The sequence below is a fragment of the Pseudoalteromonas citrea genome (assembly GCF_000238375.3).
Lineage (GTDB): Bacteria > Pseudomonadota > Gammaproteobacteria > Enterobacterales > Alteromonadaceae > Pseudoalteromonas > Pseudoalteromonas citrea.
On sequence record NZ_AHBZ03000014.1, the window covers coordinates 475,307 to 489,368 of the forward strand.

General features: G+C 38.9%; 13 protein-coding genes. All 13 read left to right on the plus strand.

Annotated features, from left to right (window positions below):
* The first annotated feature begins 11 nt into the window (after positions 1–11).
* The 13 genes from PCIT_RS05380 to PCIT_RS05440 all read left to right on the plus strand — a co-directional run bounded on the left by PCIT_RS05380 (position 12) and on the right by PCIT_RS05440 (position 13,893).
* Positions 12–785, plus strand: coding sequence for a transketolase (locus PCIT_RS05380; protein ID WP_084622624.1), 774 nt, complete (start codon positions 12–14; stop codon positions 783–785).
* Positions 785–1,705 carry a transketolase family protein gene (locus tag PCIT_RS05385; RefSeq protein WP_010364957.1) on the plus strand — a complete coding sequence of 307 codons (921 nt, stop codon included), beginning with the start codon at positions 785–787 and terminating at the stop codon, positions 1,703–1,705. The genes PCIT_RS05380 and PCIT_RS05385 overlap by 1 nt, the downstream gene beginning before the upstream one ends.
* Positions 1,702–2,292 (plus strand): hypothetical protein, encoded by a 591-nt coding sequence (locus PCIT_RS05390; RefSeq protein WP_010364958.1) that lies wholly within the window; start codon positions 1,702–1,704, stop codon positions 2,290–2,292. The genes PCIT_RS05385 and PCIT_RS05390 overlap by 4 nt, the downstream gene beginning before the upstream one ends.
* Positions 2,286–3,302, plus strand: a complete 1,017-nt coding sequence (locus PCIT_RS05395; RefSeq protein ID WP_010364959.1) for a phosphotransferase — start codon at positions 2,286–2,288, stop codon at positions 3,300–3,302. The genes PCIT_RS05390 and PCIT_RS05395 overlap by 7 nt, the downstream gene beginning before the upstream one ends.
* Positions 3,303–4,346, plus strand: coding sequence for a zinc-binding dehydrogenase (locus PCIT_RS05400; protein WP_010364960.1), 1,044 nt, complete (start codon positions 3,303–3,305; stop codon positions 4,344–4,346).
* 202 nt (positions 4,347–4,548) lie between these two features.
* A complete protein-coding gene (locus PCIT_RS05405; protein WP_010364961.1) occupies positions 4,549–5,577 on the plus strand; it encodes a radical SAM/SPASM domain-containing protein in 1,029 nt (342 codons plus the stop codon).
* Between the two features lie 9 nt (positions 5,578–5,586).
* Positions 5,587–6,651, plus strand: coding sequence for a nucleotidyltransferase family protein (locus tag PCIT_RS05410; protein WP_010364962.1), 1,065 nt, complete (start codon positions 5,587–5,589; stop codon positions 6,649–6,651).
* Positions 6,648–7,907: a hypothetical protein gene (locus PCIT_RS05415; RefSeq protein WP_010364963.1), complete on the plus strand. Its 1,260-nt coding sequence runs from the start codon at positions 6,648–6,650 to the stop codon at positions 7,905–7,907. The genes PCIT_RS05410 and PCIT_RS05415 overlap by 4 nt, the downstream gene beginning before the upstream one ends.
* 23 nt (positions 7,908–7,930) lie before the next feature.
* Positions 7,931–9,178, plus strand: a complete 1,248-nt coding sequence (locus tag PCIT_RS05420; RefSeq protein WP_010364965.1) for a class I SAM-dependent methyltransferase — start codon at positions 7,931–7,933, stop codon at positions 9,176–9,178.
* A 2-nt stretch (positions 9,179–9,180) separates the two neighbouring features.
* Positions 9,181–11,205: a sugar nucleotide-binding protein gene (locus PCIT_RS05425; RefSeq protein WP_010364966.1), complete on the plus strand. Its 2,025-nt coding sequence runs from the start codon at positions 9,181–9,183 to the stop codon at positions 11,203–11,205.
* Positions 11,198–11,725: a WbuC family cupin fold metalloprotein gene (locus PCIT_RS05430; protein WP_010364967.1), complete on the plus strand. Its 528-nt coding sequence runs from the start codon at positions 11,198–11,200 to the stop codon at positions 11,723–11,725. The genes PCIT_RS05425 and PCIT_RS05430 overlap by 8 nt, the downstream gene beginning before the upstream one ends.
* Positions 11,726–11,740: 15 nt before the next feature.
* Positions 11,741–13,192 (plus strand): PfkB family carbohydrate kinase, encoded by a 1,452-nt coding sequence (locus tag PCIT_RS05435; protein ID WP_010364968.1) that lies wholly within the window; start codon positions 11,741–11,743, stop codon positions 13,190–13,192.
* The gene (locus PCIT_RS05440; protein WP_010364969.1) at positions 13,189–13,893 is read left to right on the plus strand and encodes a nucleotidyltransferase family protein; all 705 of its coding nucleotides are present in this window, start codon (positions 13,189–13,191) and stop codon (positions 13,891–13,893) included. Before PCIT_RS05435 ends, PCIT_RS05440 begins: the two co-directional genes overlap by 4 nt.
* Positions 13,894–14,062: the final 169 nt, after the last annotated feature.

The following is a 14,062-nucleotide window of genomic DNA, read 5'->3' on the forward strand; positions in this document are numbered from 1 at the left end:
TAAGCTCAAAAATGAGGCATACATTGTGTGACGTTTCGTCTAAAACAAAGACACCGCACCTAGGTAGTTGCCTTTCCGCAATAGATATTCTAGCGGTACTTTACTGGAAAGTAATGCGAATAGATCCTCAGCAGCCAAATGCGCGCGACAGAGATTATTTTTTACTCGGTAAAGGCCACGCTGCAAGTGCGCTATATACAACTTTGGCCTATCGTGGCTTTTTCGATATTGAAGCTCTTTACGAGCACGGGAAAACCAACAGCCGCTTTGAAGAACACCCTGGGGTCAATGCGCCTTCAGGTGTAGAAACTGTGTCCGGCTCACTTGGTCATGCGTTGTCTTTAGCCGCTGGTATGGCACTGAGTTGTAAGTTACAAAACATGCCAAACCACTTCTACGTTCTCATGGGAGATGGTGAACTTAACGAGGGAACTATTTGGGAAGCTGCTATGTTTGCCGCTGGCAAGCAACTTGATAATTTAGTTGCCATTGTGGATTTCAATAAATTACAGGGTACAGGCGAAAGCTGCCAAATTATGCACTTAGAACCATTAGAAAAAAAGTGGTCAGCGTTTGGCTGGCACACTATTCGACTAGATGGCCATGACCCTTGCGCTTTAGAGTTAGCACTTAAAGAAGCAAAGCTGATGTCTAAGCCTGTCTGTATTGTGGCTGATACAGTAAAAGGAAAAGGTATTTCATTTATGGAAAATGACAATAATTGGCATTACCGTATACCTAAATCTGATGAAGTAGATATGGCAAAGAAGGAGCTAGAACTTTAATGAGAAATGCCTTTGCACGCGTATTAACAGAACTCGCAAAAGTTGATGAGAGCCTTATATTATATTATGCCGACATTGGTAACAGGCTCTTTAATCCATTGAAAGAGTTTGCAGCAGAGCGCACAATTAATGCTGGAATTGCCGAAGCTAACATGGCATCTATGGCTGCAGGCTCTGCGATGATGGGTCACAGACCATTTATTTATACTATTACTCCATTTACTACCTCTCGTAATTTTGAACAAATTAAGATTGATATTGCTTATCAAAATCAGCCAGTGATCATTGTTGGCACCGGTTCGGGGCTCTCTTATGCTAATTTAGGCCCCACACATCATTCCTTTGAAGACATTGCATTAATGCGCAGTCTGCCAAATATGAATATCGTATGCCCTGCTGATGCTGAAGAACTAGAGATTTTAATGCCACAACTTATTGCATTAAATAAGCCATGCTACTTCAGAATTGGTAAAAAGAATGAACCTAAAGTACATGATAACCAACCTGATTTGAAATTTGGCCGCGCCTTTACAATGGAACAGGGAAGTGAATTAGCGATACTTGCAACCGGCACTATCATGCCATTAGCCCAAGCATTGTATCGTGATTTAAGAGCTCGCGGCATTTCCGTTGAACTAGTTAGTTACCATACAATTAAGCCTCTTGATACTGATTATTTAAATACCGCAAGCCAGCGCTTTAAACACATAATCACCCTCGAAGAGCATAATGTGAACGGTGGCTTTGGCAGTGCCGTGTTAGAACATACTTCTACATTAACTGATATGCCTAAAATCCATCGTTTCGGTATCCCAGACCACTTTATTGACCAAGTACATAACTGTGACGATGCCCGTCAAAAAGCTGGACTGACGGTTGAGAGCATGACCAATAAATTAGTCGAGAGAGGTGTTATATGATCATTGGAATTGATTTTGATAATACCATCGCAGATTATACTGGTGTGTTTCATAAGGTTGCACTAAAGTTGGGCTGGCTCCCCCCTCATGTAGGCCAATCAAAAGCACAGGTAAAAGAGTATTTTATTACTCAAAATCAAGAACCCAAATGGACTGAACTTCAGGGGATTGTTTATGGTTCGCATATCACATTAGCGCCAGCCTACAAGTATTGTCTAGATGTACTTAAGCACCTCAAACAGCAAGGCCATCAACTCATAATTATTTCGCATAAAACTAAATACCCAATCATTGGCGAACCGATAGACTTACATCAGGCTGCTACTTACTGGTTAAAAGAGAAAGGTTTTACTGAATGTGCATCTGCTCCAATTGACATGAACAATGTGTACTTTAATGAAACAAAATTAGAAAAAGTGGAACGGATTAAACAGAGTAAATGTGATATTTTCATTGATGATCTTGAAGAGATACTAGCGCATAATCAATTCCCTATACAGTGTAAAAAAATTCTTTTTTCTGACCAAGGCTCATCACTGTTTGACTGTATTAATACTTGGGCAGACTTAAACTCAAAAGTATGCTAAACACTAATATTGAGTGCTTTCTAAAGCAACACCTAAGTGAATCATCTTGGCAAATTCAGACAATTTCTGCAGGTGCAAATAATCAAGTATGCAAGGTCGTAACACCCGAGAATATATATTTATTAAAGTGCTTCGCACCGTCAAATTCTGCACAATATAAATTGCAGAATGAGTTTGTATTTACTCAAACATTATTCAATGCTGGTATAGACCGCGTATCTAAACCGCTCTGTTATGACAATAACTTGCTCATGGCTTTATATCAGTTTATCGAGGGACATCCGATCGCTAACATCACTGATTGGCATATTAATGAAGCTACTCAGTTTATTATTCAATCTAACTCAATAACAGGTATTAAAGAGTCCTTAAACATAGCATCCGAAAGTCCTGATAGTCTTTATGGGTTCATAGAAATAGTGCAAAAACGGCTCACTAACCTATCATCTGCAACAGTTTCTGAACGCCATGTAACGCCTTTAACAAACATTTTGACACAGGTTCAACAAAGGCTCGATGATCTAAAGCAGCAAACCAATAATGGCTGGCACCTCTCTATCGAAAGAAGTTGTGTTTCAGCCTCTGATTTTGGCTTTCATAATGCTATTGAAGAACACCATCAAGTAACGTTTATAGACTTCGAATACGCAGGCATAGACACACCGTGGAAACTTATTTGTGATTTTTATGCGCAACCGGCTATCCCAATTTCTTTATCTTATCTACCAAACTTGCTCGAACTAAGTATTTTTTCAACAGTAAAGGAACAATCTGCTAATTTTGCTGTTGTTTTTGAATTAACCTTATTGAAGTGGACCCTAATAATGTTGAATGAATTCTTACCCCATGTTCAGGCTCGCAGAAAGTTTTCTTGGAATAACTCTTGCATTGAATCAATGGAACAACAACTCTGTGAGGCACAAGAGAAACAACTCGCGAAGAGCGCTCAGTACTTATCTGAGATCCCAACAAGAGTTCTCAGTGTTAAAAAAAAATTAAGGGACATGTAAATGAAAGCTGCTGTATTATTTGAAACTGGCAAACCACTAAAAATTATTGAAAATATTAAACTTCCAGAGCTAAATCGTGGACAAGTACAAGTAAAAATAATCTATAGTGGGCTATGCCATTCACAGTTAATGGAAGTCAGTGGAGGAAGAGGAGAAGATAAATATTTGCCTCATTTACTAGGTCACGAAGGCGTTGGTATCGTTGAGGCGATAGGCCAAGATGTTACTAAAGTACAACCCGGAGACAAAGTCGTTATTGGCTGGATAAAAGGTCAGGGTATCGATGCGCCTGGCGGGAAGTACCCCCACGATAATTATGTTATTAACTCTGGAGGGGCGACCACTCTTGCAGAACAAAGTATTGTCGCAGAAAACAGAGTCGTAAAGTTACCTCATCAATTCCCTGAAAAGCTCGCGATGTTACTTGGTTGTGCATTACCAACAGGGCTTGGCTTAGTATTCAATGAATTAAAACCTGAAAAAAACAAAACCATTGCGATATTTGGGCTTGGTGGAGTGGGCATGAGTGCTTTATTAGCCGCCAAGTTATTTAACCCAACCAAACTCATAGCTGTTGATGTCACTGATGAGAAGCTTGAACTTGCAAAAGAGTTAGGTGCAACTGACATAATAAATGCCAGTAACCACGACCCCATCGCAGCAATCCTTGCATTGACTGATAATACTGGGGTTGATTACAGCATTGAAGCAGGTGGCACAACCCAAACGATTGAGCAAGCTTTCGAATCTGTGCGAGATGCCGGTGGGCAATGCATTTTCGCCTCTCATCCAAGCAATGAATTAAAGATTCAATTAGAGCCACATGCATTCCATCGAGGTAAGTCTATTCGTGGTAGTTGGGGTGGAGGCAGCAATCCAGATAAAGATATTCCCATGTTTGCCGATTTATATAATAACCAATCTCTAAACATTGCACCGCTTATTTCAAAAGAGTACGCTCTTGAAGAAATTAACGAAGCACTTCAAGATTTAGAGAATAAGTCAATCGTGAGAGCGTTAATTTGTTGTCATGCAGAAAAGTAATATGCTAAATGAGCTGAATATTTCGGATCAGCCAGGCTATATTTCATAATTTCTCATCTCAACAAAGTTTTAAAAATATTGGACAAATCAGGCTTACTACATTGCGATAAAACGTTGTCACAATTATTAAAGGCAAGCACTGAGGAATACTATTCACGGTTACAAACCATACTCAATAAGAATGGGTTTTAAAGGGGTAAATATGAGTAATAATAACCTAGCTGCGGATTTTGATGTAGATACACCCATCGATCACAATTACCATGTTGATACCAACGAAAAAATTGAACGTTGGGAGTCAACGTTACCAAAAGAGTATTGGGATTATAGAGAGGAATGGGAGAGCCACCCAAAAAACCGTATTGTTCAACAGTTCCCCATTCACCTTGATATCGAAGCAACCAGCTCATGTAATTTAAAGTGTACAATGTGCCCGCGAACAGAAATGGAAGCTAATGGGACATTTTGGAAAGTAGAGAATTTTGATTTTGAGCTTTATAAAAAGTTAATTGATGAAGGTGTTACTAATGGCCTACGGTCAGTTAAATATAACTACCTCGGTGAGCCATTATTAAACCCAAAGCTATTTAAAATGATTGAGTATGCGAAAGAAAAAGGGGTTATTGATGTTATGTTTAATACCAATGCCACCTATCTATCAGAAAAAAATGCAGAAAAGCTCCTGAACTCAGGTATTGATAAATTATTCTTCTCTTTTGATTCACCAACCAAAGCACAATATGAAAAAATTAGAGAAGGCGCTGAGTTTGAGGAAGTGCTTGGTAATATCAAGCGTTTTATTAGAATGCGTGATGAACGTGGCTCAATAAAGCCTTTTACTCGTGTTTCTATGGTGCTAATGAAAGAAAACCAAGACGAATGGCCCAAATTCAAAGCATTATTTGAACCGATTGTAGATGCCGTTGCTTATGTGGATTACCTAGATCACGGAGATCAAAATAACAGCGAAATGACTTTAATTGACCTCACTGCAAGAGACAATAGATTCTGTTGCCCACAATTATGGCAACGCATGTTTGTTCATCCAGATGGTGTAGCCACGGTATGTTGTATTGATAGTAAGAGAGAACTGGTCGTCGGCAATGTACATGAACAAACCATCTCCGAAATTTGGCAAGGTGATAAATATAGTAAGCTAAGAAAGTTACATGCTGAAGGACGGTCTCATGAAATACCTGCATGTGCACGTTGTCCACTAGCCAAATATTGAGGCATTTAAGTGTCAAAACAAAATATTCAATGGCATAAATGCCTATTACTTACTAAACACTCAATTAGGGATGCCGTTAGGACGATCGATGAGAGTGGCTTGCAAATTGCGCTCATTGTAGATAACGAAAATACTTTGCTAGGTACCGTCACTGATGGGGATATTAGGAGAGCTTTACTTAAGGAGCTGCCGTTAGATGCTCCAATAAACCGAATCATGCATACAACGCCACTGGTTGTCACTCCCCACATCAACCGGAGTCAAGTAGTGCACCTTATGAAGGTAAACAAAGTACACAAAGTGCCCATTGTAAATGACGAACATCAAGTAATAGGCCTGCATATATGGGAAGACATTGAGCCATGTGACCCCGCTATTGAGGTCCCTTTTGTCATAATGGCTGGTGGTTTAGGAAGCAGGTTAAGACCTTATACAAATACATGCCCAAAGCCTATGTTAAAAGTTGCTGGTAAGCCTATGCTAGAGCATATTATTGAGCGAGCAAAGGAGGAAGGGTTTTCAACTTTTATTATTTCGATTAATTATTTAGGTGAGAAAATTAAGCAATATTTTGGCAAAGGCAAGCGCTGGAATATTAACATCGAATACTTAGAGGAGCAGGAGCCTTTAGGTACTGCCGGTGCGCTGGCCCAACTAAAATCAAGCCCTCATAAACAATTTGTTGTCACTAATGGCGATGTAATGTCTGATCTTCGCTTCAGTGATTTTCTCAACTTTCACATTGAAAATGGTGCGATCGCTACCATGGCAGTCAGAGCACACGAATGGCAGAACCCGTTCGGTGTCGTAGAAAATGATGGTATTAACATTTTAGGTTTTAAAGAAAAGCCGATCATAAAATCACAAATTAATGCAGGCGTTTACGTATTAAATAAAGACGCAATCAATCACCTTTGTGACAATAAAGCGAGTGATATGCCACAATTGTTCACATCTTTGATGAAAAGTAATATGAAAACCATTGTATTTCCTATGCATGAAACTTGGGCTGATATCGGCAAGCCAGAAGATTTACATAAAATAAATAAAAGCAGCAAAATAACTAAACTATGATCGTTTTATATGGAATAAATAAAGTAACAGAAACTCTTCTGAGAACTATTAACGAAGAAGTAATACTTGCATCAACACACGGGAAAGAGGTATTTCCTGGTTATAGTGTCCTTAATCTACAAGCTCTATCTGAAATTGATGAAGGCCGTATAGATAAAATTATCATTTGCTCAATGTATGTAGAAGAAATATCTAACAGCTTATTATTAAAAGGATTCTCTAACGAAAAGATCAGCTTTTTCAATTGCGTAAGCTGCCTTATTGAGCCACTTGCTCCTCGTCAACCGCCTTTAAATTCAAATAAGATTTTTTACACGACCTTTGACCTTGCGAAGTCATTGCCATCATTTGATGCAGTTAATTTCTTTTGCTCTATAGAGTCACAAAGAAAAAAAAGAGGCGCAGAACATATCCACCTTTTGATTTTGCCCCCGATCTCTGACTCGCGACACTTTCAAACTAATATTCATCATGATGCTGACGATACAGTCTGGCGAACTCATCAAATCATTTTGCATTTAGCACGTTGTTTACCCAGTATAACTGGGGTTTCAGTGCTAACGTATCGTGAGCAACTACTGCACTACCCTTTAAATAGCTCAAACAGTGATTGTTCTACCTATGATTTAGAAAACCCAAAGAATATGGTTACATTTAACGATATCCGAGAGGATATCGCATCTGGTCTTACATCTAAAATCTTTCAAGCTCCTACACAAGCCACCGCTATTGCTAAACAGTTTATAGCCACCTTTAGCCAAGAAAAGCCTTTGGTCGTTATTAATTTAAGAGAATATACACAACAGCCTTTTAGAAACTCGGACTTAATGTCGTTAGGCATGTTTGTTACTTGGCTTGAAGAGCGAGGATATTATCCAGCACTAATGCGGGATACTTATAACCTTTATGGGGAGCTCCCAGAGTCCCTTCGAAATGTAACTTGCATTCCCGTCGCGTCTTTAGATTTAACTGTTAGAATTGCATTTTATCAGCAAGCTTTTTTGACAATGTCTGTAAATACTGGCCCTAGTAATGCTTTTTATTTTGTAAAAGACTGTAACTCCATTGAATTTAGATGGAACGATGAACAATTTTTTTCAATATCCAAAAGTACCATGGAGGCAACTGGTTTTCCCTATAAACAGCAGCCCTATTTTAAAAGTACAGACTATAACAAAGTGTTTTGGGGGAAAGACTCATATATCAACCTCAAAGCAGCCTTTCAAAAATTTGAAAGCTGGCACACTCACATGTAATCACTCGAGGCAGAAGTCACAGTATGACTATTAACATTAAACATCGACGCACATGTCGATTATGCAATGAAGAAGATATATCGCTTGCGGTAAGTATGCACCCTATCCCTCCACAAGAGCTTTATCTCGAAACAAAAGAGCAAGCACAAGCTATCCCGAGATTTCCTGTGGATGTATATTTCTGTAACAATTGCAGCCATGTTCAGCAGCTCGATATTTTAGATTCAGATACTTTATGGCAAGAGTACACCTACTTATCAGGTCAAGCTAAAGGTATGAAGCAACACTTTGAATCATTCACAAAAGCCGCGATTAAAAAACATGCGCTAGGGCGTTCTGGTTTAGTCGTTGATATCGGGAGCAATGATGGTTCTTTATTAGTCAACTTCCAAAAAGTTGGTTTTTCTGTGCAAGGCGTTGACCCTGCATCACAAGTAGCTAAATTTGCACAAGCACAGGGTATTCCAACAATTGTCTCAGGCTTTGCTCCTGAAGTAGCGTCTGAAATTATTGCCGAGCACGGAAAAGCGAAAGTAATCACAGCGTTTAATGCATACGCACATGCTGATGATCTACATGCAATGACACGAGGTATTAAGGCACTATTAGACGACGACGGCGTCTTTTTTTTCGAAGTGCAATATTTACTGGATGTAATAGATAAGGTGTTAATTGGCTCAATCTTTCATGAGCACATGAGTCACCACTCCCTCATTCCATTACAAAGATTTCTTGCTCAACACCAATTAGAAATCATTGATGTTGAACACGTCTCTATTCAACATGGTTCTTTAATTGGTGCAGTACAACACATGGGTGGAAAGCGTCATATTTACCCAAGTGTTGACGAGCAAATATCAATTGAAATAGCCCAAAAATTAAACCATTTTAGTAAGATTTCCCAATTAAAAGCTGCTATTTCAAACCTTAAAGCGGATGCTCAGGCATTAACAATGCAACTAATTAACGACAACTGCACTATTGCCGCTTTCGGTGCTGCACGCTCAGGGCAAACTTTAATCTCGCAACTAGGTATCGAAGGTGTCATTCAATATATCCTCGATGATCACCCTCAGAAAGTAGGAAAGTACCCCGCTGGTGATGGTATTCCAATAGTACCCACTTCCACATTGCTAGAAAAAATGCCTGATTACACAATAATCTTAGCTTGGGTACACTGTGAGCGAATTATTCGTGACAACCAAGCTTACTTAGATAAAGGCGGTAAGTTTATTGTACTGACCCCTAAAGTGACAATAAGAGAAGCCTAATTATGGGAAAAAGCAAAGTTTTAGTTGTTGGTGGTGATAGCTTTTTAGGTAAACAGCTTGGCGTAGAACTCGATAGTATGCATGTAGAGAGCTATCTATCGACCAGAAGAAAGTCTTCAGTCTCACAATACAGGCCTTTTTTAGATTTACTTCAACCAAAGTTGTCTACCACATACGACCACGTTATTTTACTCGCTGGCATTTGGAATTATCACGCATGTGCAACTGATCCTGACGCATACACCATCAACGTCATAAATATGATTGAAATCGCACAAGCATGCTGGAATAAAGGAGCATTTGTCACATTTATATCTACTAACACCGTGTTTGGTGGCGATAAACCGTGGTGTAACGAAGACACCTCTTTGTCTCCTTCATTTCCATATGCTCAACACAAAGTAGATGCGGAGTTAGGCTTACAAAAACGCGCAAAGCTTCTCGCTTGTGAATCTAAACTAAATATCATACGCCTGACAAAAATATTAGATGCGAGTGTCTCCCCCCTCCCATCATGGTTACCGGAACTTGCTAATAATAACAAAATAACCCCCTTTTCTGACCTTATTTTTGCACCGATAACACGTGAATTCGCTGCCCAATCTATAGCAAGAATTGCTTTATCAGGCATCGCAGGCACCTTTCACCTTTCTGGTGAAAAGAATGTTAAGTATGATGAGTTTGCGAAAAATATTGCGATAACAATGGGACATTCACAAAAGCTAATCGAGGCAACCACTTCGACTAAAGCCGGTATAAAAATACCATTTTTACCACTGTATAGTGGCTTGGGAATGCGTAATACAAATGAAGTATTTAAAATAGCCCCTCAACCTTTGCAACAAGTTGTTTCAACTATAGTCGCACAATACCATGCAAAGAACAGTTACACATGTAAAGTGTGCCATCAAAAAAATGTCAAACTCATACTTAACTTTGGGCCTCAGCCTATTTGCAATAACTTTCAAACGACACCAAATACGGCCCCTAGCTATGAGCTTACTTTTGGGCAATGTACACATTGCGGTACTGCCCAGCTGGTAAATAGCCCTTCAATTGAAGACTTGAGGCCACGCCTAAACTGGCTAGCTTATAATGAGCCCGAAACACACCTTGATGAAGTTGTTAAACAGAGCGCACACATTATCGGCTTCGACAACTTAAAGAAAGTACTTGGAGCGACTTATAAAGATGCCTCAATGCTGTCTAGGTATACTGACATGCTTGAATGTTCACAAGCAACTATACAGCCGCATCCAATACCTGAGTCACACGGACTAGAAACAATCCAACAAGCTATTTGTGATAGAAACGTCATTGGAATTAAAAGTGACTTAGTTATTGCTAGGCACTTAATTGAACATTCTGATAAACCAGTTAAGTTATTAAAAGAATTAAGCAGCTTCATAGATGATACTGGTTATATCCTTATTGAGTTGCCTGCTAGCGAACATATCTTCGAGCATAATAATCACCCATTCATTTGGGAAGAGCACTTTTTGTACTTTACAGAGTCATCCGTAGATGCGCTAATCGAACAAAGCGGCTTAGAGCGCGTTCATTATTGGCGGTTTAAATACGACTATGAAGACTCACTTGTTCTTCTCGTTAAAAAGGCGCAAAAAAAGATACCACACTCTGTCAAACATGTTTGCTTAAAACCCGTGCAATCTTTTGCCAAAACCTTTCTTGAAACGCAATGTGCTTGGCAAACGCAATTAAAAAAGCTAAAGCAAGAATATGGGGGGATAGCCGTATTTGGTGCTGGTCATATGTGCATTCGATTTATAAATTTTTACCAATTGTCGGACTATATTGACTATGTTATTGACGATAACCCTAATAAAATTGGCATGTATCTCCCAGGTAGCGATATCATTATCAGTGCAAGTGCCAATATTAACGCAGAACAAGCACCCGTATGTATTTCAACATTAAGCCCTGAAAGTGAGGCGAGGGTCGTTGCAAAGAATACTTACTTGTCATCGGGTGTACTATTGATAAGGGCATTTAAAGAACATGGCTAAACAAAATCACAAATATTCAATGCCTAAATATTTGCGTGAAGAATCATACGAAGTCTACCGTTTTACTGAAAAATACCCGTTCATAAGAAAAGACGACTTATTATTTTTAAAAGAACGAGCTAATAATTCAGAAAGAAAACGAGCACGCATTTGCCTACATGAAAGTAATCACTGCGCTTTACAAGAGATGGTTATTGCTCTTTGTAAAGGGACGTATGTACCACCACATAAACATGAGAATAAAGTGGAGTCGTTTACTGTACTTGAAGGCGAAGCACGACTCATCATTTTTGATATTAGTGGAACTATCATTTCACAGCTTGAACTAAGTCCCAATGCATGTAAATTCTGTCGTATTCCAGAAAATCAATTTCATACACTTGTTATAATAAGTGATATTTTCGTCGTAGTTGAAACAACTCAGGGACCATTTAATAATAGTGGCACTGAAAATGCTAAGTTTGCTCCGACTGATCAAAGCCTCGGCTTGCAATATTTAAACAATATTATACTGAACTAATTTAAAGTGAAAAAAATGAAGCGCCTCATACTTGTCACAGGAAACTTTGATGTTTTACACCCTGGTCATATTCGATTACTAAAATTTGCACGAGAGTGTGGTGATCATCTCGTTGTAGCTGTAACCAGCGATGAGCAAATGGAAGTTAAAAGCAGAGTTAAACAGCAGCATAGGCTTGAAGTAGTTAATTCACTCGAATGTGTAGATGAAGCTTTCATCAGCACTACATCTCCGGAACAAAATATTCTTAGACTAAAGCCTTATGCGGTAGTAAAGGGCAAGGAACATGAAACTCAACTCAATCAAGAACAAAGTGTACTTGATAGTTATGGCGGAAAACTAATTTTTGGCTCTGGCGAATTTGAGACGAACTCTGAGCAATATTCGAGACATTCACAGTCACTATACGAACACTACGACTTTACCCAGGCACAACGATACGCACAAAGACATAACATAACCCAAACAGCTCTGCATGATATCTTAGATCATATTCAAACATTGCGTGTTGCCGTCATAGGTGAAGTAATAGTCGATGAATATGTTCATGGAACAGCTGTTGGCATATCTCAAGAAGATCCCACCATTGTAATGACGCCAGAGAAAAATGAACTATTCTTAGGTGGTGCAGCTATCACCGCAGGGCATATCAAATCACTTGGAGCTGATGAAGTTACACTTATTTCTGTACTAGGTGACGATGACATACAGAATTATGTAAAAAATAATATTGATAAGTATCAACTGAAATACCACCTTTTAAGCGATGTAAGCAGGCCTACGCCATTAAAAACGCGATACCGTGCGGGTTCTAAAACTCTACTAAGAGTCAATAAGTTAAGACAGCATAAAATATCAAAACAATTACAAGATGAGATATACAAATATATTGAGAACCTCGTCACTAATATTGATCTACTCGTCTATTCAGACTTTAATTATGGTATTTTGCCGCAAGATTTAGTCAATAAAATTTCGACTCTATGCGCAAAATATAAAGTAACGATGGTTGCTGACAGCCAAACATCCTCACAAGTAGGAGATATATCTAGATATAAGAATGCAAAATTACTTACGCCTACAGAAAAAGAAGTGCGTGTTGCTTTGAACAACTCTGATGATGGTCTGGTAGTACTTGCAAATAAGCTATGTGAGCGCGCAAACCCAGAAAACCTCGTGGTGACTTTAGCTGGAGAAGGTGTATTTATTCATATTCCAGATAACAAAAACAATACATGGGAAAATGATACGCTACCAGCTTTTAATAAGAATGCCATAGACCCAGCAGGTGCCGGCGACTGCTTTCTTGCAACGAGTAGTTTAGCGCTTTGTGTAGGAGCAACACCGTGGCATGCTTTCTACTTAGCCAACTTATCCTCCGCATGTCAGGTTTCCACTTTAGGTAATTCACCATTGGAAGCGCAAACTTTACGACACATTCTTGATAGATCAATGAGGCAACAATGAGAGCCGTTTTACTTGCTGCGGGGCTGGGCACAAGATTAAAGCCCCTAACTAACACTATACCAAAATGTTTAGTTCCGATTGGTGGACGACCTCTACTTGATTACTGGATAGAAAAGCTTATTAAATTAGGAATATCTAAAATTTTAATCAACACCCACTATAAATCAGAACTCGTTGAAGCATTTGTGCATTCACATAAATACCGAGAACAAATTTACCTTTCGCATGAAACTGAACTACTTGATACAGGTGGCACTTTAATTAAAAATAGAGAGTTTTGGGATAGTTCGGATGTTTTAATCGCTCATGCCGATAACTTTACCACCAGTGATCTCAGTGGGCTAATCTCAGCGCACAGCTTCCGAGCAAGCCATATTGATGTAACAATGTTATTGTTTTACTCTGACACACCACAATCTTGTGGCATTGTCGAACTAGATGAACTGAACATAATAACAGGGTATTTCGAAAAAGTAGCTCAACCACCAACTAATTTAGCAAATGGAGCTGTCTTTTTATTTTCCCCAAAAGTATTCCAACGTTTTTTTCAGCCAATGCTACGTGAGAAGCGGCTCAGTCTATGCGCAGATATAGTGCCCACTATGATTGGCTCTATGCAAGGTTGGCTTGTTGATGGCCCTTATATGGATATTGGTACACCTGCATCGTATAAGCATGCAAACGATATTATTAAGCTATAAAATTAAAAATAACATTTACAGCATTAGAACCTCTTGAGATAAAACCTGATTAATTAATAGTGTTCGCTACCTTTAAGTAAGCATCTTTAAGCTTACTCACTTCAATTAAACATGAGGACACTTCCCCGAAGCTAAAAGCTTCATAGTTTTTGTACATTGTTAATTTAAA